Below are 20,833 nucleotides of genomic sequence, written 5' to 3'. Positions count from 1 at the left end.
CCAGAATCGACCAATGAATTGATTTTGTCATGTATAAAATGATAAGAACAGTTTGGCGGTTGATTCTTTGTTTTTCATCAACGAAGAGACAATAGTCCTCATGATTCGTTAGCAAAAGATGAATAGTCCAAAGTACTCTTTCTTTATACTTTGTTATTTTATGTTTTTGTTTGCAGGAAACTACTGAAATCGCTATACTAAATTTATGTGAATATACTAACAGACAATCAATTTTTTATCTCTTTTATTGGTGTATAAATTGATTGAACATTATAATCATTTGTCTTTTGTTGTGTAATTTTATATCTTCTTGAGAAAGGGATGAGTGAACAAATGGCTATTTATATATTAGAAGACCAAATTATTCAAGCAAAAGCGTTAGAAGCATTGGTAACAAATATCCTACATTCAAGAAATATTTATAATGAAACAATCCATTTATTTTCACGTTCAGATGAATTATTACAAGTGGCACACCAGGACGCCCAACTAAATATCTTTTTCCTAGATATTCAAATGAACAATCATATCCAGGCAGGATTTGAGGTTGCCAAAGAAATCAGAAAAACAGACAGTGAAAGTCTGATTGTATTTATTTCTACTCACACAGAATTAGTTTTAACCTCCTACAAATATATGGTTTCAGCTCTTCAATTTATTCAAAAGAACGTGGATTTTCTAGATTTCCAAAAAGAAGTTGAAACATGTGTCGACGCATATATTCAACAAAAAGAAAATATAAAGACAAAAAGTGAATATATTATCATTAACTTAAAAGCGTCTTCTATAAAAATGGATATTAATGATATTTATTTCTTTCAAACGGAATACGATCATCGTGTGTCAATGGTTGGTAAAAATTTTAAAAGAGAATTTTATGGAACGTTATCAAAAATTGAACAACTGCATCCAGATTTGATTAGAGTCCATCAATCAATCATCATTAATAAAAAATATGCGTCAAAATTAAATTATAAAACGCATCTTTTAACTATGAGAGACGGAACGGAAGTACCAGTCTCAAGAAGATATTATACTCAGGTTAAGGCGCTGTTTCTTACTTAGGGAGGGATAATGACTAATTAAGGAATTATCTATCTATTAGTCGCTATATTCGTTATAATTTAGTGCAATACTTGAAGAGGAGGGCGATATGCTAATCGATTGGATTCTAAAAAATATTATGGATATGGATCAGGAAGATCAATCAGGAAAAACACAATGGACAAAATATTATCTAACCGTTTATTTTTCTGGCTTATTTAATTTTCTGATGATTCTGATTTTATCAGTTTTATTTGGGACGTTAAGCGAAACCTTTATTGTATACGTCGTACTGGTTTTTTTACGGCCTGTCGCAGGTGGCTGGCATGCAAAAACTAAATGGCTCTGTCGTCTAGAAAGCATTGTTATCTATGTCGCCGTACCATTTGTATTGAAAAATTCTTCTGTGAGCTTACCGTTTATTTATAAAATTCTATTGATTTGCCTCTTAGTTGTATTATTTTATTGGTATGCGCCACAAGGAACAGCAATCGAACCTGTTCAGCGATCTGATTTAAACGTGCTCAAAAAGCAAAGCCTTATAAGGGTGTGTTTACTTATTTTATGTAGTCTGTTTGTCAAAGAAAAGATTGCTTCAGTAATACTCTACGGTCTCGTCATCCAAGGTCTGATGATACTCCCTGTAACAAAAAATTTAATTGAAGGAAGTGTTTTTATGAAATTTGGTAAAAAAATAATTAAAAATGTTATTGAAAAAAGAGTTGCAAAAGTTAGTGATGGTGTGGGAACTAAGCCTAGATTAAATCAAAATTCGCCCAATATATTTGGACAATGGATGGGACAAACTGAAAAACCTAAAAAGAATATTGAAAAATGATTTTGTCGTTATTAGCTACTAACGTTTTGCTTGTATCTAGCTTTATCGTTTTTGTCTTTTTACGAGTAACATTGATCAAGATTGAATGTAAAATACCGTTGCTTTCATTGCTTATTGTCATTAATCTTTGTTCGTTTGCGGCATTAATGTTGGGCTACTCTTGGTTGATTTATGCGCTGACAGTCGTTATTTTTACAGGATTTTTACTCATTCACAAAAAGAGGTTCTCAATTTTTAAAGCGATATTTTTGTCTGTTTTTACATTGCTTATGGTTTCGTTTATCAATTACACGGAGCAAACGATTTTAAGTGTTTTTTTTCAACAGATTTATCAAAATAAATTATTATGGATTGCCTCAAATGTTCTTCTGTTGCTTATAAATATCTGGATTGCTTTAAAAATTCCCAATAGTGTTTTTTTAAGATTAAATCGTGTGTTAGAAAATAGCCGAATTTTTTTTGGTTGTTTACTTTTATTGTTGATTCTGTTGTTACTTTTTGTGTTTTTGATTTCGCCAGAGATTTCACCTGACTTTATGCGAGGATTTGTCACGGTAAATAGTTCTAAATTGGAGTTATTAATAAGTGTAGGTTTATTTTTAATTCTGATTGGCTTAGTCATTGAAGCTTATTTGGAAGAACAACGTATCAACACTCAATTATTGAATAATTTAACGATTTATACTGAAAAAATAGAATCCATTAACGAAGAGCTAGCGATGTTTCGTCATGACTATAAAAATTTATTGTATAGTTTACAAATTGCTATTTCATACGAAGATATTCTGGAAATCAAAAGAATTTATGAAGAAACGATTGCACCAACCAAAAAAATTATTGATAATGAAGAATTTGAACTTATGAAGTTAAATCGTTTGAAAAATATGGAACTTAAGGCACTCATAAGTATGAAAATTAATACCGCAAAGCAAGCAAAACTAAAAGTGATTGTTGATGTGCCAGAAGTATTTATTCTCGATACATCAATCGACTTAGTGGTTGTGATTCGTTTGTTGGCTATTCTATTAGATAACGCGATTGAAAACAGTGCAAAATCAGAATTGAAAATGTTCGCTATCTCAATTTTCAATAAAAATGAAACACAAGAGTTTGTGATAACAAATAGTGTCCAAGCCGAATTTGATTTTAGGGTTATGAAGAAAACCAAATTTAGTTCTAAAAGTAACCCAGAAGAGCACGGTTGGGGATTGTTATATGTAAAAGAAATTGTTGATTTTTCAGATCAATTTGATTTGCAAACGTCCTTCAATGAAGGAGCGGTCACTCAACATTTAATTATTGAAAAAAATCATAATAGTAAAAAAGTTGTTAACGAATGAATTTGTTAACAACTTTTTTGCTATGGTATTGAGATATGAGGGGCAATACAGGGAAAAATGTCGGCTGATTAAGGAATTTAGATAGTGCCGGTTAGGCAGTTGTCTATAATGAAAATAGCAACAAATATTTACGCAGGGAAAGGAGCGGTCGTTTAACGGGAAAGATTAGGGAAGATAAAGCAATACTTTTGTTGGGAAAAGAAATAAAAGGAAACTGGGGAAGGAGTTAATCGTTTGATGAAGGGAAATAAAATTTTATACATTTTAGGTACAGGCATCTTTGTTGGAAGTTCATGTCTATTTTCTTCACTTTTTGTAGCAGCAGAAGAACAAGTTTATTCAGAAAGTGAAGTTTCAACAGTTTTATCGAAGTTGGAAAAGGAGGCAATTTCTGAGGCAGCTGCTGAACAATATACGGTTGTAGATCGAAAAGAAGATGCGTGGGGGATGAAGCATCTTAAGTTAGAAAAGCAAACGGAAGGCGTTACTGTTGATTCAGATAATGTGATTATTCATTTAGATAAAAACGGTGCAGTAACAAGTGTTACAGGAAATCCAGTTGATCAAGTAGTGAAAATTCAATCGGTTGATGCAATCGGTGAAGAAGGAGTTAAAAAAATTATTGCTTCTGATAATCCGGAAAATAAAGATCTTGTCTTTTTAGCTATTGACAAACGTGTAAATAATGAAGGGCAATTATTTTATAAAGTCAGAGTAACTTCTTCACCAACTGGTGACCCCGTATCATTGGTTTATAAAGTGAACGCTACAGATGGAACAATTATGGAAAAACAAGATTTAACGGAACATGTCGGTAGTGAAGTAACGTTAAAAAACTCTTTTCAAGTAACGTTTAATGTACCAGTTGAAAAAAGCAATACGGGAATTGTTTTACACGGAACGGATAACACAGGGGTTTACCATGCAGTAGCTGATGGCAAAAATAATTATTCTATTATTCAAGCACCATCACTAGCAGCATTAAATCAGAATGCTGTTGACGCCTATACGCATGGAAAATTTGTAAAAACATATTATGAAGATCATTTCCAACGACACAGTATTGATGATCGAGGGATGCCCATCTTGTCAGTTGTTGATGAACAACATCCAGATGCTTATGACAATGCTTTTTGGGATGGAAAAGCAATGCGTTATGGTGAAACAAGTACACCAACAGGAAAAACGTATGCTTCCTCTTTAGATGTAGTTGGTCATGAAATGACACATGGTGTGACGGAACATACTGCCGGTTTAGAATATTTAGGACAATCAGGTGCGTTGAATGAATCTTATTCTGATTTGATGGGTTATATTATTTCGGGTGCATCTAATCCAGAAATTGGTGCGGATACTCAGAGTGTTGACCGAAAAACAGGTATTCGAAATTTACAAACGCCAAGTAAACACGGACAACCAGAAACCATGGCTCAATACGACGATCGAGCACGGTATAAAGGAACGCCTTATTATGATCAAGGCGGTGTTCATTATAATAGTGGAATTATTAATCGGATTGGTTACACCATTATCCAGAACTTAGGCATTGAAAAAGCACAGACTATTTTCTACAGCTCGTTAGTAAATTACTTAACACCTAAAGCACAATTCAGTGATGCTCGTGATGCGATGCTTGCTGCTGCAAAAGTTCAATATGGCGATGAAGCAGCTTCAGTGGTGTCAGCAGCCTTTAACTCTGCTGGAATCGGAGCTAAAGAGGACATTCAGGTAAACCAACCAAGTGAATATGTTCTGGTCAATGAATGAAAAAAATTCCCCAATTAAATAAAAATGGATAAGGAGTGGCATAATCTTATGAAAAAGTTCTCCATACGAAAAATTAGTGCTGGTTTTTTGTTTCTGATTTTAGTAACTTTGATCGCCGGTTTTAGCTTGTCTGCAAATGCAGAAGAGTATATCGTTCCTGCCGAAAGTCATTCACGACAAAAAAGATCGTTACTGGACCCTGAAGACAGAAGACAAGAAGTGGCAGATACAACCGAAGCGCCTTTTGCGTCAATCGGAAGAATCATTTCCCCTGCCAGTAAACCAGGCTATATTTCTTTAGGAACAGGCTTTGTTGTTGGAACTAATACAATTGTCACCAATAATCATGTGGCTGAAAGTTTTAAGAATGCCAAAGTATTAAATCCGAATGCCAAAGATGATGCTTGGTTTTATCCAGGTCGAGATGGCAGTGCGACACCATTTGGCAAATTCAAAGTGATTGATGTAGCTTTTTCCCCGAATGCGGATATTGCGGTAGTGACTGTCGGCAAACAAAACGATCGTCCAGATGGCCCAGAGTTGGGAGAAATTTTAACGCCATTTGCTTTGAAAAAGTTTGAATCTTCAGATACCCATGTCACAATATCAGGCTATCCAGGTGAGAAAAACCACACACAATGGTCTCATGAAAATGATTTGTTTACATCTAACTTTACAGACTTAGAAAATCCATTACTATTTTATGATATCGATACAACCGGTGGTCAATCTGGTTCACCAATCTATAATGCTCAGTTTGAAGTAGTTGGTGTTCATTCCAATGGTGGCATTAAGCAAACAGGAAACCATGGTCAAAGACTAAATGAAGTGAATTATAACTTTATTGTCAATCGAGTGAATGAAGAAGAAAATAAACGTTTATCCGCTGTGCCAGCAGCGTAAAGAACCATAAAAATACTCGGAATTTCCAGAATCACGGGAAATCTCGAGTATTTTTGTTTTTTAAGATAGTGTAAGTTACGATAAAAGTACCTTGTAATTATCGGTTAAAAGCATATAATAGTGCTGAAAAGAAGGCAAATAATCCGATTAAGTTAGTATTTCTAAACCATCATAACTCGTAATGATTTCATGCTTTTGAGATAAAGCCGCCATCTCCGCATAAGACAAGCCGCCATTGTGAGAAAAATGGTTGGCAACGTAAATCGTTTTATCTGTGACGAGTTTTCTTTCTTTTAATTCTGCAATTAATTTTAAATTTTCTTCCCAATTCATATGACTATTGCCAGTTTCGTTTGTTTGACTAGTACAATCTAAAGAAACAATACTAAGAAGTAAGTGGCTCTTTTCAAGATATTCAAACATTTCTGACGTAAAGTAACCTGTATCATGGGTGGATAAAAAAGCATCTTTACCATCGTCTATAACGAAAATAAAACAATCTTCACTGAAATTTCCATGTTGTGCAGGAAGGGGATAAATCGTATAGTTCGCAATAGTAAAACATTTGTAGGGCTGAATAACCTGATAATGTAATCGGGTATCATCTTGACGACCTTCTAAATCAAAGGCGCGCTGATAAAACGTCTTAACTGCTTCATTTCCGTAAACAGTTAAACGATTGGGAATATCTAATGCATAACCAGACATTCGATAAGCCAAATCCTCGCCGTAAAAATGATCGGAATGCCAATGAGAGATTAGTAAAGAGTCAAAGTCTGCAAAACACAAGTCATACTGCAACAAGTGTAAATAAGAATCTCCTGGAAAATCAATCAGCAGGACATCATCAATAATTAATTGAGTTTGTGTACGAATTTCTCGTCCTTTTTTCTCTCGAGCGTACTTACATAATTTACAATTACAAAAAATTCCTGGAATCCGTTCTGCTGCACCCGTACCTAAATAGTTGATTTTCATTGGGAGTACCTAACCTTTCTTTGACATTCTTCATACTTAGTAGATAACGCTGAACCTTAAAGTAAATGGGCATGGAAACTGAAATATTTGTTGTGTCCATCTTACCTTTTTTAGAAAAGAATTGAAATGGAATTTCTTAAGTAAATTTGCGTAAAATAGAAAAAGCTAGACGCCTTTGTTAATAAGCTGAATTTACTGCGAATGCTCGTACTATTTCCGAAAAAAAGTTTTACCAAAGGCACTTTCATATCCATCTGCTATTAGTTATAGAAAAATAACAAGATGGACATAGCTTATTAGAGCAAAAATAACTACGCTATTGATAAAGAGTGAGGCGTGTTTTGAACAGGTTACGTGGGCAAATGAATTTGAATAAAAGGGATGACAAAAGATGACTATTGAAAAATTAGAATATTTTTATACCATTGCAAAATATAATAGTATTTCCAAAGCAGCCTCTGAACTCCATGTTAGTAAATCAACCTTAAGTGCGTCATTAAAAGATTTGGAAAGTGAATTGGGCCATTTACTTTTTGACCGTAACGGGAATTCTTTGACGTTAAATTCCTATGGTGATAAAATCGTCCAATCTGTATATATCATTTTAAACGAGGCCAAGAAAATGAAACTTAATTTGCATGAAATGATTGAGAATCCAGTGATGCGTTTAGGTTTTGGAAATACGTCCTTGATGTATAAAGTGACAGAAAATGAGGATCAACTGAATCGTTTTTGGGAATGTTACCATGGTTCATCGTTTGAGTTATTGAATAAATTGGAGAATCATGAGTTGGATTTTGTGATTACTTCTGCAGATGTGAATAGTCCAGTTTTAAAGAAAGAACAATTAATTGAACTAAAAATGTATCTTTGTGTTTCAAGAGAAATTAAACAAGAAATTGAGGAAGAAGGCTTCAGCTGTTTGACCAACTATCCATTTCTATTTTTGCCTCATCACTTAGATCATTTAGAAGCTACCAAGAGTGTGCTAGAAATGTTGCAATTAACAAGTCCGCTTGTTTGTTGCTACGATACATTGATGCTTACTCGTCTCATTGAAAAAAGTAAAGGAGTTTATGCGGTAATCTCTCTTCGGAAAGAACAACTGCAGGAAATTGATTCTAAACTCTTCTTTTTACCGATTGAACGAAAACAAAAATTTTATTTATACCGAAATGTTTCCAGTTCGGTTTTTGTCCAACCTGGTCAAATCAAGGCAACTTTACAAAAGTTGCTAGAGACTTAGCCATTAAAATTACTTTGGAATAGTTACCAAAAATAGCTTTATTCGCTTAGATTTACTTCTGCTGCGGATAAGGCTATTTTTGTTGTTCATTGTTTAAAAGAGATGCTCAATTATGGGGCTGTTCGATATTTCTGAACGGAATGTTCAATTATTTAATAACTTAAGAATCGATAAATCGTATCTATTACGGTTCAATTTAAAGGGGTTCTGGTGTATAGTTTGGCTATCTAAAGATTTATTTTTTTAAGTATAAAATAACTAAATGGCAAGGAATATAAAGAACTGTTGATACGTGAGTACTTGCGATAACTGTGTCGTTAGAAGTTTAAGTGTCATTGTTGCTTTTCCTGTTTTATGTAGTTGCTAGAAAGGACTGTTTTTATGATCGATAGAAAAAAAGTTATTTTGTATACTTGTTGCATGAGTTTGTTTGTAGTGACCATGGATGTTACGGTTGTCAATGTGGCGTTACCATCCATTCAAAGTGATTTTCACACGAATCTGTCTACATTACAGTGGGTAACAGATGGCTACACTTTAATGGTAGCATCCTTATTATTGTTATCTGGGTCTACAGCAGACCGAATTGGCCGTAAACGAGTCCTTCAATTGGGCTTAGCCTGTTTTGGTTTAGCGTCTTTCCTATGTGGGATTTCGCAAACCCCAGGGCAATTGATCGCGTTTCGCATGTTGCAAGGGATTGGTGGTTCTATGTTAAATCCGGTAGCAATGTCTATTATTACACAGGTATTTACCGAAAAGTTAGAACGAGCGAAAGCAATTGGCTTGTGGGGCTCTGTTACAGGGATTTCCTTAGGCATGGGCCCAATTATTGGCGGACTGATTGTTTCTTATTTTAGCTGGCGATATGTCTTTTTTGTAAATGTACCGATCATTGCTGCGGCAATCATCCTTACACAAAAGTTTGTACCTGAGTCAAAAGTAGAGAAACCGGCGAAAAATGATTTTGTTGGTCAAGCATTGATGATTCTTTTTCTATTTAGTTCTATCTATTCCATTATCGGACTACCTAGAAAAGGGCTTTTCGCGCCAGATATTTTAAGTACTGGGATAATCGGCTGTTTAGCCATTGTCATTTTCTTTATTTATGAATATAACATTGACAATCCGTTAATCAACCCGCGTTTCTTTTTATCTATTCCATTTACATCGGCTTCTTTTTTAGCTATTTTTGGCTTTATCATATATAACGGCTATTTATTTTTAAACACGCTATATTTGCAAGAGATGAGAGGCTTCAGCCCGTTGGAAGCTGGCTTATCAACCATTCCTTTGGCTTTTGTTAGTTTTCTTGTTGCACCGAGAGCCGGCGAAATGGTAGGGAGAATAGGGACGAAACGTCCTATTATGCTTTGTGGTATTTCAATGTTGGCTGTTAGCTTTTTACAATTATTTGTAACTAAAACAACGCCTATGATTATTTTATTTATTATTTATATCTTTTTAGGCATTGGGTTTGGGATGTTAAATTCACCGATTACCATTACAGCGATTGAAGGAATGCCACTTTCTCAGTCAGGAACGGCAGCAGCCATTGCGGTGACATGTAAGCAAATTGGCAATTCTTTAGGGGTGGCGCTACCAAGTCTTTTAATTACAAAGCCTATTACTAGTTCGCTTACTCGAACACCTTTTACAAACGTATGGCTTTTATTTGGATGTTGCGCCATTGCGATTATCTTTTTAAGTTATTTATCCAATTCTCCGCTAGCGAAAAAGTCATTGCGCAGAGTTAGGTTTTATTTTTAACAAATCAAGATTTTTTTGAAGGGAAAGGAAGACAAACTTAGATGAAAAAAATAAATAACCGATTAGGACTCTTTTTATTTTTTGTTTTACTCTTTTGGGCAAAAACGATTCTGGCGTATTACCTAGATTTCTCATTAGGCGTTAAGGGCAGTCTCCAACGAGAAATTTTATGGTTCAATCCAGTTGCTACTACGCTGTTATTATTTGGCTTTAGTTTGTATTTTAAAAAGCATAAAACATTTATGCTTAGCTTAACTCTTTTAAATGTTTTAAATACATTAATTTTATATTTGAATATTATTTTTTATCGTGAATTCACTGACTTTATTACCATCCAATCTGTTTTTGGCTTTTCAAAAGTTTCAGAAGGAATTTCTGGTGATTTACTTGCCTTAATGAGGGTCCACGATGTCTTTTATTGGCTAGATACTTTAGTGCTGCTCGTTTTGGTATTTTACTCTTTTAAACAGCGACGGAATCATCAAGTCTTTGTGACCAAACCTATCAACAGAAGATTGGCGATCTCAATTAGTTGTTTAAGTGTCTTGCTCTTTTCGGTTAACTTATTTTTAAGCGAAACCGATCGTCCTCAATTGCTTCAAAGAATTTTTGACCGTAATTATATTGTAAAATATCTTGGCTTGGATGCATTCACAGCCATCGATGGTGTCAAAACAGCCATGTCAAATGAGGTAAGAGCAGAAGCTAGTTCAAACGAATTACCTGAAATCATGAAATTTACCAAGCAAAACAATTTACCGCTTAATCCGCAGTATGCCGGGATTGCCAAAGGAAAAAATGTATTTGTGATTCATTTAGAAAGTTTTCAACAATTTTTGATTAATATGAAAGTCCAAGGGCAAGAGGTTACACCGTTTTTAAATCAGCTCTATCAAAACAAAGCGACAATCAGTTTTGATAATTTCTTTCATGAAGTAGGGCAAGGAAAAACGAGTGATGCGGAGAATATGTTGGAAACAGGAACATTCGGGTTACCGCAAGGCTCTCTTTTTACACAATTAGGATCAGACAATACTTTCGAAGCGGCTCCCGCAGTTTTAGGACAAAAAGGCTATACAACCGCTGTTTTCCATGGAAACGTGGGGAGTTTTTGGAATCGAGACCATGTGTATAAAAACTTAGGATATCAATACTTTTTTGATCGGTCATATTTTTCAAAAGATGACAAAATGCTAGGTTACGGTATTTTAGATAAACAATTGTTGCGTGAATCAGCTAGTGAGCTTGAACATTTACAGCAGCCATTCTATGCGAAGTTTTTAACTGTGACCAATCATACCCCTTATTATACGGATGACCAAAACTTCCCGTTTCCTAAATTGAACACAGGCAATTCGATTGTGGATGATTATGTTCGAACAGCGCACTATTTGGATCAATCGCTAGAACAATTTTTCCATTACTTGCAAACAACAAGTTTATACAATCATTCTATTTTTGTTATTTATGGTGACCACTTCGGTATTTCAGATGCGAACAACAAGGACTTATGTAAAGCTTTCAACCGCGATCCAAAAACGTGGACAAACTATGACAATGCGCAATTGCAAAGAGTACCTTTGATGTTTTACATGCCAGGCTATACGCAAGGGAAAATCATGCACGAATATGGTGGGGAAATTGACGTTTTACCGACACTGTACCATCTTTTAGGTGTCGATGATAAAAATTATATCCATTTTGGCACGGACCTTTTATCTCCTCAATATAAACAAGTGGTTCCTTTTAGAAATGGCGATTTTGTAACGCCTCAATTTTCGTATCTAGGTGGGGAAATCTACAATAATCAAGGAAAAAAATTAGACCAAGTTCCAGCAGATTTAAAAGCAGAAGTCACGAAAGATAACGATTGGGTGAAAAAATCGTTAAGTTTATCTGACAAATTAAATCAGGAAAACCTTTTACGTTTTTATAAACCACAAGGATTCCAAGAAGTGCAACCAAAGGACTACAACTATGATGTGGCTTTTGAAAAAAACAAAGTCTTAGAAGTAGAAAAACAAAAAAATGCACAATCAACCAGCTTGTTTAGTCAAAATGGCAATCAAACGACAGTCCAAAATTATCCGACTACGCCATAGATCATTTAAGAAGGATAATTTTTGGAAGGGAAAGAGAATCATATATGAAGTGAAGGAGGTCAGGACAGAACCGTTTATTTTCGAAGGAATTGGTTCTGTTCTCGCCATTTATCAGGTTTTGAGCCTGGAACAAAAATCCAAAGTGATTTTTGTCCCAGGCTCTTTCGCTCTTTTATTGAGTAAGAAGTCAGTTTAGAATTTATATTAAGTTTCGCTGTACATTTTAAAATTATCATCAACAGAAAATACAACAGGCGAATTTTTAGATAAAAAAATTAGTAAAACAAGTATTAAATAAATAGTATTTTTGAGGATAAAGTAAGAGAAATGTTGTTTTTTTAATAGTTGTTAACGGAAAACAAAATTATTTTATAGCCATAAAATATATTTTTATTATAATTATATTATAAAATAATGAGCATATGATTTGCAGGTAAGTTTTTCAGGGCCTATTCTGAATAGGAACTTAGCTATAAAAATAAAAGAGGAGAGTGGTTTTGATGAGAAAAAATCAGAAGATTGTGCCAATTGTGACAGCTTCAGACGAAAATTATGCTCCTTATTTGAATGTAATGATGACAACTGTTTTAGAAAATTGTCATGCGGAGAGACCTGTTCATTTTTATGTGATTGATGATGGGCTGTCGCTATCTAGCAAAAAAGCACTCCGAGAAACGGTTAGTAGTAACTCACAAAATGCAACTGTTGAATTTCTAACAGCAGACAAAGAAGTGTATCAAAATTTTTTAGTGAGTGATCATATTACAACGACCGCATACTTACGCATTTCTTTACCGTCACTTTTACAAAAATATAGCTATAAAAAGGTTCTTTATTTAGATGCAGATACGCTTGTTTTAGATGATATTGTCCAGTTGTATGATACGCCATTAGTGAACCAAACGATTGGCGCGGTTATTGATCCTGGTCAAGCATATGCCTTGAAACGTTTGGGCATCCATTCCTCCGATTATTATTTTAATTCAGGAGTCATGATTATTGATATTGACCGATGGAACGAGAAAGCAATCACTCAAAAAACAATTCAGTATCTAGAAGAAAATGGGGACCGCATAGTTTATCATGACCAAGATGCTTTAAACGCCGTTCTTTATGAAGATTGGCTAGCTCTAGAACCAAGATGGAATATGCAGACGTCTTTAGTTTTTAATCGTCATGAAGCGCCTAATGAGGCTTACCAAAAATTATATGCAGCGGGAAATCAAGAGCCAGCGATTATTCATTTTACTGGACACGATAAACCTTGGAATACGTTAGAAAATCATCCTTATACAGCTCTTTATCTAAACAAATTAAAGAAAGTAGGTGCAAGAAATGGAAAATAGAAAAGAATTAGCGATTGTCTCCTGTTGCAATACCAACTTTGTACCGCATCTTGCTGCTATGTTTGTTTCAATTTTAGAAAATAGTCCTTCAGCGGCAGCTGTTCATTTTTATGTGATTGATGACAATATCAATTTTGAAAGCAAGCAACTACTGTATTTTACGATTAAACATACCCAAATCAATGCAGAGTTAACATTTTTAAAAATCAACCCCCATTTTTTCAAAAATGTTGTAACCAGTGAACGAATTCCCAAAACAGCTTACTACAGGATTGCTATTCCAGAGCTGTTTAGAGGAAGCCAGATCGAACGGCTGTTGTATATGGATTGTGACATGATTGCCTTAGATGATGTCGCAAAATTATGGACAGTTGATTTAGGTGAAAATATCATCGCCGCTGTTGAAGATGCAGGGTTCCATCAACGTTTGGAAAAAATGGCGATTCCTGCAGAATCTATGTGTTATTTTAACTCAGGCTTGTTGCTAATCGATGTTAAAAAATGGTTGAATTTAGATGTAACCACTAAAGTCTTAAGATTTATTGAAGAAAATCCAGATAAATTACGTTTCCATGATCAAGATGCATTGAATGCGGTTTTACACGACCGTTGGACCCTGTTGCATCCTAAGTGGAATGCCCAAGGTTATATTCTGTCAAAAGCGAAAAAACATCCGACTATTTATGGAGAAAGACAATATGAAGAAACGAGAAGAGCACCATCCATTATCCACTTTACTGGCCATGTCAAACCTTGGACGAAAGAATTTCAGTGGTATACCAAGCGTTATTATGATCAATATGCGAATAGGACGGCCTTTCGTTGTGTCAACACATTCAATCAATATTTATCTTATACGAAAATTAGCAGAAGGATTGAATATGCTCAATAATGAATATTGTCATGGATTTCGTAAAATTAGTTACTTGTTAGTTGTTGCCAGAACCAAACAATAGAAACGAAGAAGTCGGGATCGAACTGTTTTTCAGATTTTGAGTATGAGACAAAAATCTAAAGTGATTTTTGTCTCATACTCTTTTTTGTCTATTTAAAATAAAACCAGCAACTGGTATCATATTTAAGGATGGTTTTTTATAAAAAAATGATTTCTTGAGGAAAAAAATATTACAATAAAGAAAAATAAAAAAATGCAAACGTTATCATTTCAAGGTTATAGCGGTATGAAGATATTTATTAATACTTTTTATTGACAAAATAAAAAAAACCACCGTACTATTGGTTTGTGGTTATAACCAGTTAGGGTAAAGGAGAAAGTTATGGAAAATGCCTTTAAAAACAAAGCTTTGTATCATCAACTTGTTGATTTGCTGCAGGAACGAATCGAAACATGCATGATTCCTCATGACAAGTTGCCCTCTGAACGTGAATTGACTGCACAATATGGAGTGAGTCGGACGACGGTCCGGTTAGCGCTACAAGAACTAGAAAATAGAGGTTCCATCTATCGTCGTCATGGCAAAGGAACATTTGTTTCAGATATAAAAAAAGAGGCCGCTGATTTAGCTGGCGCATATAGTTTTACAGAACAAATGAAAGGGCTGGGTCGAAAACCACATACCCGTATATTATCCTTCGAAAAATTGGAAGCGGATAAATTTATTTGTCAGCATTTGAATCTTTCGTTAGGAGAGGCAGTTTTTAAATTAAGTCGGTTGCGGATTGCTGATAACGAGCCATTAATGGTTGAAGACACATACTTGCCTGTGAAATTTTTCTTATCACTCACGGATCAATTACTACGTAGCAAACCATTATATGATCTATTTTCGGAAGATTTTAAGCAAACCGTTCGTTTAGCTGATGAAGAATTATACGCTAGCATTGCGTCAAAAGAAGATGCCAAATTATTGATGATTCCAGAAGGAGCGCCAGTCCTTCATTTAGCACGCCAGACATATAACATGAAAAATGAAATTATTGAATTTACGTTGAGTGTGGCACGAGCAGACCAATTTCATTATCAGATACGCCATATTCGGAATAGTTAGGAGAGTTAAGTATGTTTACAGCAGAAAAAGAAGAACTAGAACAACTAGGAGCGGAAATCACGACACGTGAAATTCGTCAGCAACCTGAGCTTTGGCAAGAAACCGTGACACTTTATCATGAAAATCAAACAGCTTTGGAAAACTTTTTAAAAGAAGTCCAAGCCAAAGCGCAAGGAAAACGCACAAGAGTAATTTTTACAGGAGCAGGGACTTCACAATATGTCGGTGATACGGTTGTACCTTATCTCCGAGCACACGGCGACACACAAGCCTTTTCATTCGAAAGTATTGGGACAACGGATATTGTGGCCAAACCAGAAGATTATCTGATTAAAGACGAACCAACATTGTTAGTTTCGTTTGCAAGAAGTGGAAATAGTCCTGAAAGTTTAGCGGCAGTTGAAGTAGCTAATCAAGTGGTTGAAACAATTCATCATTTAGCGATTACTTGTGCCGAAGAAGGACAACTGGCACAAATAAGCCAAAAAGAAGAAAACAGCTTTTTATTCTTAATGCCAACACGTTCCAATGATGGTGGTTTTGCGATGACTGGTAGCTTTTCTTGCATGACCTTGGGTACATTACTACTCTTTGATCAAACAGCTTTTGAGCAAAAACAAGATTATGTAACCGCTCTAATTAAATTAGGTGAAGAAGTGCTATCCCGTGAAGAAGAATTAAATGAAATTGTTAACCTTGATTTTGAACGAATTGTTTATGTTGGTTCTGGAAGTTTAGCTGGTTTGACAAGAGAAGCGCAATTAAAAATCTTAGAACTAACAGCTGGTAAAGTTGCCACAATTTTTGACTCTTCTATGGGCTTCCGTCATGGACCAAAATCATTTATTAATGAAAAAACAATAATGTTTGGTTTTGTTAATAATACACCATACACAAGAGATTATGACTTGGATATCTTAGAAGAAGTTCACGGTGACGAAATTGCGGCGAGTGTTTTTGCGATTGCTCAACCTGGCAAACGTAATTTCTCAGGTTCAACTATTGAATATTCCGCAGAAACTGCTCTATTACCTGATGGCTATTTAGCATTAGCAGATATCATGGTAGCCCAAACAGTCGCACTTTTAACATCTATTAAAGTTGGAAATAAACCTGATACCCCTTCACCGACAGGTACAGTGAATCGTGTGGTTAAAGGCGTAACGATTTATGACTATAAATAATACAACATTTGGAGGAGGAACTATGCTTACGTTAACAGCTGGAAAAAAAGCGGCAATGGATCGTTTGTCAACCCAAGAAGGAATCATTAGCGCATTAGCCATTGATCAACGAGGTGCCTTGAAAAAAATGATCAAAGCGCTAGATGTAGAGCCAACTGATGCACAAATTGAAACGTTTAAAGAATTAGTCTCGAAAGAATTGACACCTTATGCGTCTGCCATTTTATTGGATCCAGAATATGGATTGCCTGCTGCAAAAGCACGCGATACCGAGGCTGGATTGTTACTCGCTTATGAAAAAACGGGCTATGATGCAACAACTCCGGGACGATTGCCTGATTTACTAGCAGATTGGTCTGTTTTACGCTTGAAAGAAGAAGGCGCAGATGCGATTAAATTTTTACTATACTATGATGTGGATGAGGATCCAGAAATCAATCATCAAAAACATGTATTCATTGAACGCTTAGGAAGTGAATGTGCAGAAGAAGACCTACCATTTTACTTAGAATTAGTTTCTTATGATGCACAAATAGCAGATGCGACTTCTTTAGAATATGCAAAAGTTAAACCGCATAAAGTGAATGAAATGATGAAAGAATTTTCTAAACCCCAATATAAAGTAGATGTATTGAAAGTGGAAGTTCCAGTTAATATGAATTTTGTAGAAGGTTTTGCGCCGGCTGAAACAGCGTATACAAAAGAGGAAGCGGCGAATTATTTCTTAGAACAAAGTCAAGCCACTGATTTACCATTTATCTTTTTAAGTGCCGGTGTCTCAACAGAGCTATTCCAAGAAACACTACGTTTCGCTAAAGAAGCTGGTTCAACATTTAATGGTGTTTTATGTGGCCGTGCTACGTGGAAAAATGGCGTGAAACCTTTCGTTGAAGCAGGAGAAACTGCGGCTTGTGATTGGTTAAAAACAGAAGGCCGAGAAAACATTGAAAGTTTAAATGAAGTCATCGCAGCAACCGCCAGCTCTTGGCATGCGAAAGTTCAAGTAAACGAAGGGTAATTGGGAGGCATAGCTGTGATAGTAACAGTAACAATGAATCCGTCAATTGACATCTCCTACCTATTAGATCATCTAAAGCTTGATACCGTTAATCGGACCAGTCAGGTGACCAAAACCCCTGGTGGCAAAGGACTAAATGTCACTCGCGTTATTCATGATTTAGGTGGAGATGTTATCGCTACCGGCGTTCTTGGTGGTTTTCATGGGGCGTTTATTGCAAATGAGTTAAAGAAAGCAAACATCCCCCAAGCATTTACGTCAATCAAAGAAGAAACACGTGATTCGATTGCGATTTTGCACGAGGGGAATCAAACTGAAATTTTAGAAGCTGGACCAACTGTTTCCCCAGAAGAAATCAGTAACTTCCTTGAAAATTTCGATCAATTAATTAAGCAAGCAGAAATTGTCACAATTTCTGGCAGTTTAGCGAAAGGATTACCATCAGATTTTTATCAAGAATTAGTTCAAAAAGCTCACGCACAAGAGGTTAAAGTACTACTAGATACTTCTGGTGATAGTTTAAGGCAAGTTCTTCAAGGATCATGGAAACCGTATTTAATTAAACCTAATTTAGAGGAACTAGAAGGATTGCTAGAGCAAGATTTTTCAGAAAATCCATTAGCAGCTGTACAAACAGCTTTAACAAAACCAATGTTTGCGGGAATTGAATGGATTGTCATATCTTTAGGAAAAGATGGTGCAATTGCCAAACATCACGATCAATTCTATCGTGTAAAAATTCCAACGATTCAAGCTAAAAATCCTGTTGGTTCAGGAGATGCAACCATTGCTGGTCTTGCATATGGACTAGCCAAGGATGCCCCAGCGGCCGAACTGCTAAAATGGGGCATGGCGGCTGGAATGGCTAATGCCCAAGAAAGAATGACTGGGCATGTAGATGTAGAGAACGTGAAGAAACATCTTATGAACATCCAAGTAGTTGAAATTGCTAAATAAAGAGCTTTCTTTATTTAGCAATTATCCAGTAATTGAAAGCGTTTACTAGAAAGGGTGGCAATGTGGACAGATTTGAAATTAAAGAGGAGTTTCTTTTAAATGGTCAACCATTTAAAATTTTATCAGGCGCCATTCATTATTTTCGTGTAGATCCCTCAGATTGGCATCATTCACTTTATAACTTGAAAGCTTTAGGCTTCAATACAGTTGAGACATATGTACCATGGAATTTACATGAACCGCAAAAAGGAACATTTCATTTTGAGGGAATATTAGATTTGGAGCGCTTTTTAAAATTAGCACAAGAACTTGGACTATATGCGATTGTGCGGCCGTCTCCTTATATTTGTGCAGAATGGGAGTTTGGCGGTTTTCCAGCTTGGCTATTAAATGAACCAGGACGGATGCGTTCGAATAATCCAACCTATCTGAAGCATGTTGCGGAATATTATGATGTTTTAATGGAAAAAATTGTTCCGCATCAACTTGCTAACGGTGGCAATATTTTAATGATTCAAATCGAAAACGAATATGGTTCATTTGGCGAAGAAAAAGCGTATTTACGGGCGATTCGCGATTTGATGATTGCACGTGGCGTGACAGCACCATTTTTTACTTCTGACGGGCCATGGCGCGCAACATTGCGGGCAGGCAGCATGATTGAAGATGATATTTTAGTAACTGGGAATTTTGGCTCAAAAGCCAAAGAAAATTTCGGTATGATGCAAGCCTTTTTTGAAGAACATGGTAAAAAATGGCCGTTAATGTGTATGGAATTTTGGGATGGCTGGTTTAATCGTTGGAAAGAGCCAATTATTAAACGAGATCCGCAAGAATTGGCTGAATCAGTTAGAGAAGCATTAGCATTAGGCAGTATCAACTTATATATGTTTCATGGCGGCACCAATTTTGGGTTTATGAATGGCTGCTCCGCACGAGGAACCATTGATTTACCACAAATCACTTCCTATGATTATGATGCGCCACTTGATGAACAAGGGAACCCAACCGAAAAGTATTTTGCGTTACAAAAAATGCTTCACGAAGAGTACCCTGCGTTACCACAAGCTGAGCCATTAGTAAAAGAATCTTTTGCGCAAACAGCAATTCCTTTAACCAACAAAGTGAGTTTGTTTGCGACTTTAGAAACGATTAGTCAGCCAGTGGTCAGCGTTTATCCGCAAACCATGGAACAATTAGGACAAAATACAGGCTATCTTCTTTACCGAACAAGCATTGAAAAAGATGCTGCAGAAGAAAAGCTAAGAGTGATTGACGGTCGTGATCGTCTGCAATTATTTGTCAATCAGGTACATCAAGCAACGCAATATCAAACGGAAATTGGCGAAGATATTTACGTTACACTGCCGCAAGAGAATAATCAAATCGATGTTTTAATAGAAAATATGGGTCGTGTCAATTACGGGCATAAACTATTCGCAGATACTCAGAAAAAAGGGATTCGAACGGGTGTCATGGCAGATTTACATTTTATGACGCAATGGCAACAATATTGTTTACCTATGACAAGCTGTGAACAGGTAGACTATTCAAGAGAATGGCAACCTGATCAACCAAGCTTTTACCAGTATCATATGGAGTTAGCAGAAGTGAAAGATACATTTATTGATGTTTCTAAATTCGGCAAAGGAATTGTTTTTGTTAACCAAACCAATCTTGGTCGTTTCTGGAATGTTGGTCCGACGCTTTCCTTATATATTCCCAAAGGATTATTAAAAGAAGGGCAAAATGAGATCGTCATTTTTGAAACGGAAGGAACGTACCAACCAGAAATTCAGTTAGTAAAAGAACCACTATATAAAGAAATGAAAGAGGGATTACAATGAGTATTATTGGCGTAAGAATTGATGGACGTTTGATTCATGGACAAGTGGCAAATTTATGGGCGACAAAATTGAATATTTCCAGAATTATGGTCGTTGATGATGAAGTTGCAGGGAATGCCATTGAAAAAAGTGGCTTGAAATTAGCAACACCAGCTGGCGTGAAACTAAGCGTGTTACCAGTTGAAAAAGCTGCTCAAAATATTTTAGCAGGAAAATACGACTCACAACGTTTACTAATTGTGGTACGGAAACCAGATCGTTTATTAAAACTAGTAGAACTTGGGGTGCCGATTAAAGAAATCAATGTTGGGAACATGTCACAAACAAACGAAACACGGTCGATTACTAAGTCAATCAATGTGGTCGATCAAGATATTGAGGTTTTTAAAGAGTTAAATGCTAAAGGTGTCCATCTGATTGCTCAAATGGTGCCAAGTGACAAAGCGGAAGACTTTATGAGTTTGATAACAAAATAGGAGGGAAC

General features: G+C 35.7%; 17 protein-coding genes. 16 read left to right on the top strand and 1 reads right to left on the bottom strand.

Going from position 1 to position 20,833, the window contains the following annotated elements:
* The first annotated feature begins 333 nt into the window (after positions 1-333).
* The 5 genes from fsrA to sprE all read left to right on the top strand — a co-directional run bounded on the left by fsrA (position 334) and on the right by sprE (position 5,892).
* A complete protein-coding gene (gene fsrA, locus IGM04_RS07845) occupies positions 334-1,065 on the top strand; it encodes a response regulator transcription factor FsrA (RefSeq protein ID WP_073340375.1) in 732 nt (243 codons plus the stop codon).
* An 88-nt stretch (positions 1,066-1,153) separates the two neighbouring features.
* Positions 1,154-1,882, top strand: coding sequence for a quorum-sensing system protein FsrB (gene fsrB / locus IGM04_RS07840; protein WP_002371940.1), 729 nt, complete (start codon positions 1,154-1,156; stop codon positions 1,880-1,882).
* The gene (fsrC, locus tag IGM04_RS07835) at positions 1,879-3,222 is read left to right on the top strand and encodes a sensor histidine kinase FsrC (RefSeq protein WP_086317944.1); all 1,344 of its coding nucleotides are present in this window, start codon (positions 1,879-1,881) and stop codon (positions 3,220-3,222) included. The genes fsrB and fsrC overlap by 4 nt, the downstream gene beginning before the upstream one ends.
* Positions 3,223-3,456: 234 nt before the next feature.
* On the top strand, positions 3,457-4,989 hold the full coding sequence (gene gelE, locus IGM04_RS07830; protein ID WP_086317943.1) for a gelatinase GelE: 1,533 nt from the start codon (positions 3,457-3,459) through the stop codon (positions 4,987-4,989).
* A 48-nt stretch (positions 4,990-5,037) separates the two neighbouring features.
* On the top strand, positions 5,038-5,892 hold the full coding sequence (gene sprE, locus IGM04_RS07825) for a serine proteinase SprE (protein WP_086317942.1): 855 nt from the start codon (positions 5,038-5,040) through the stop codon (positions 5,890-5,892).
* 147 nt (positions 5,893-6,039) lie between these two features.
* Here sprE and IGM04_RS07820 read toward each other — a convergent pair whose 3' ends face one another.
* On the bottom strand, positions 6,040-6,870 hold the full coding sequence (locus IGM04_RS07820) for an MBL fold metallo-hydrolase (RefSeq protein ID WP_002369253.1): 831 nt from the start codon (positions 6,868-6,870) through the stop codon (positions 6,040-6,042).
* Between the two features lie 391 nt (positions 6,871-7,261).
* Here IGM04_RS07820 and IGM04_RS07815 point away from each other — a divergent pair, with 391 nt between their 5' ends.
* From IGM04_RS07815 to IGM04_RS07765, 11 genes are all read left to right on the top strand, one after another.
* Positions 7,262-8,116, top strand: a complete 855-nt coding sequence (locus IGM04_RS07815; RefSeq protein WP_002361978.1) for a LysR family transcriptional regulator — start codon at positions 7,262-7,264, stop codon at positions 8,114-8,116.
* 381 nt (positions 8,117-8,497) lie between these two features.
* Positions 8,498-9,886, top strand: coding sequence for an MFS transporter (locus IGM04_RS07810; protein WP_256924916.1), 1,389 nt, complete (start codon positions 8,498-8,500; stop codon positions 9,884-9,886).
* A gap of 41 nt (positions 9,887-9,927) precedes the next feature.
* A complete protein-coding gene (locus IGM04_RS07805; protein WP_002361977.1) occupies positions 9,928-11,988 on the top strand; it encodes an LTA synthase family protein in 2,061 nt (686 codons plus the stop codon).
* Between the two features lie 500 nt (positions 11,989-12,488).
* Positions 12,489-13,334 (top strand): glycosyltransferase family 8 protein, encoded by an 846-nt coding sequence (locus tag IGM04_RS07800; protein ID WP_033598422.1) that lies wholly within the window; start codon positions 12,489-12,491, stop codon positions 13,332-13,334.
* A complete protein-coding gene (locus IGM04_RS07795; RefSeq protein ID WP_010710277.1) occupies positions 13,324-14,226 on the top strand; it encodes a glycosyltransferase family 8 protein in 903 nt (300 codons plus the stop codon). The genes IGM04_RS07800 and IGM04_RS07795 overlap by 11 nt, the downstream gene beginning before the upstream one ends.
* A gap of 385 nt (positions 14,227-14,611) precedes the next feature.
* Complete coding sequence (locus IGM04_RS07790; protein WP_002360115.1) at positions 14,612-15,343, top strand: GntR family transcriptional regulator; 732 nt, start codon at positions 14,612-14,614, stop codon at positions 15,341-15,343.
* A gap of 11 nt (positions 15,344-15,354) precedes the next feature.
* Positions 15,355-16,527, top strand: a complete 1,173-nt coding sequence (gene agaS / locus IGM04_RS07785) for an SIS domain-containing protein (protein WP_086317940.1) — start codon at positions 15,355-15,357, stop codon at positions 16,525-16,527.
* Positions 16,528-16,549: 22 nt separating this feature from the next.
* Positions 16,550-17,545, top strand: coding sequence for a tagatose-bisphosphate aldolase (lacD, locus tag IGM04_RS07780; protein ID WP_002357245.1), 996 nt, complete (start codon positions 16,550-16,552; stop codon positions 17,543-17,545).
* Positions 17,546-17,560: 15 nt separating this feature from the next.
* Positions 17,561-18,502, top strand: a complete 942-nt coding sequence (locus IGM04_RS07775; RefSeq protein ID WP_080005031.1) for a hexose kinase — start codon at positions 17,561-17,563, stop codon at positions 18,500-18,502.
* Between the two features lie 32 nt (positions 18,503-18,534).
* On the top strand, positions 18,535-20,349 hold the full coding sequence (locus IGM04_RS07770) for a glycoside hydrolase family 35 protein (RefSeq protein WP_179189124.1): 1,815 nt from the start codon (positions 18,535-18,537) through the stop codon (positions 20,347-20,349).
* Positions 20,346-20,825 (top strand): PTS system mannose/fructose/N-acetylgalactosamine-transporter subunit IIB, encoded by a 480-nt coding sequence (locus tag IGM04_RS07765; protein ID WP_002361968.1) that lies wholly within the window; start codon positions 20,346-20,348, stop codon positions 20,823-20,825. Before IGM04_RS07770 ends, IGM04_RS07765 begins: the two co-directional genes overlap by 4 nt.
* Positions 20,826-20,833: the final 8 nt, after the last annotated feature.

It is taken from the genome of Enterococcus sp. DIV2385 (genome assembly GCF_051711925.1).
GTDB lineage: Bacteria > Bacillota > Bacilli > Lactobacillales > Enterococcaceae > Enterococcus > Enterococcus faecalis.
This window is presented reverse-complemented; position numbering and strand designations above follow the sequence as displayed.

Excerpts from the sequence above, each read along its gene's own strand:
- fsrA (WP_073340375.1), top strand. The coding sequence starts at position 334 with ATGGCTATTTATATATTAGAAGACCAAATTATTCAAGCAAAAGCGTTA.
- fsrB (WP_002371940.1), top strand. The coding sequence starts at position 1,154 with ATGCTAATCGATTGGATTCTAAAAAATATTATGGATATGGATCAGGAA.
- fsrC (WP_086317944.1), top strand. The coding sequence starts at position 1,879 with ATGATTTTGTCGTTATTAGCTACTAACGTTTTGCTTGTATCTAGCTTT.
- sprE (WP_086317942.1), top strand. The coding sequence starts at position 5,038 with ATGAAAAAGTTCTCCATACGAAAAATTAGTGCTGGTTTTTTGTTTCTG.
- IGM04_RS07820 (WP_002369253.1), bottom strand. The coding sequence starts at position 6,870 with ATGAAAATCAACTATTTAGGTACGGGTGCAGCAGAACGGATTCCAGGA.
- IGM04_RS07815 (WP_002361978.1), top strand. The coding sequence starts at position 7,262 with ATGACTATTGAAAAATTAGAATATTTTTATACCATTGCAAAATATAAT.
- IGM04_RS07810 (WP_256924916.1), top strand. The coding sequence starts at position 8,498 with ATGATCGATAGAAAAAAAGTTATTTTGTATACTTGTTGCATGAGTTTG.
- IGM04_RS07805 (WP_002361977.1), top strand. The coding sequence starts at position 9,928 with ATGAAAAAAATAAATAACCGATTAGGACTCTTTTTATTTTTTGTTTTA.
- IGM04_RS07800 (WP_033598422.1), top strand. The coding sequence starts at position 12,489 with ATGAGAAAAAATCAGAAGATTGTGCCAATTGTGACAGCTTCAGACGAA.
- IGM04_RS07795 (WP_010710277.1), top strand. The coding sequence starts at position 13,324 with ATGGAAAATAGAAAAGAATTAGCGATTGTCTCCTGTTGCAATACCAAC.
- IGM04_RS07790 (WP_002360115.1), top strand. The coding sequence starts at position 14,612 with ATGGAAAATGCCTTTAAAAACAAAGCTTTGTATCATCAACTTGTTGAT.
- agaS (WP_086317940.1), top strand. The coding sequence starts at position 15,355 with ATGTTTACAGCAGAAAAAGAAGAACTAGAACAACTAGGAGCGGAAATC.
- lacD (WP_002357245.1), top strand. The coding sequence starts at position 16,550 with ATGCTTACGTTAACAGCTGGAAAAAAAGCGGCAATGGATCGTTTGTCA.
- IGM04_RS07765 (WP_002361968.1), top strand. The coding sequence starts at position 20,346 with ATGAGTATTATTGGCGTAAGAATTGATGGACGTTTGATTCATGGACAA.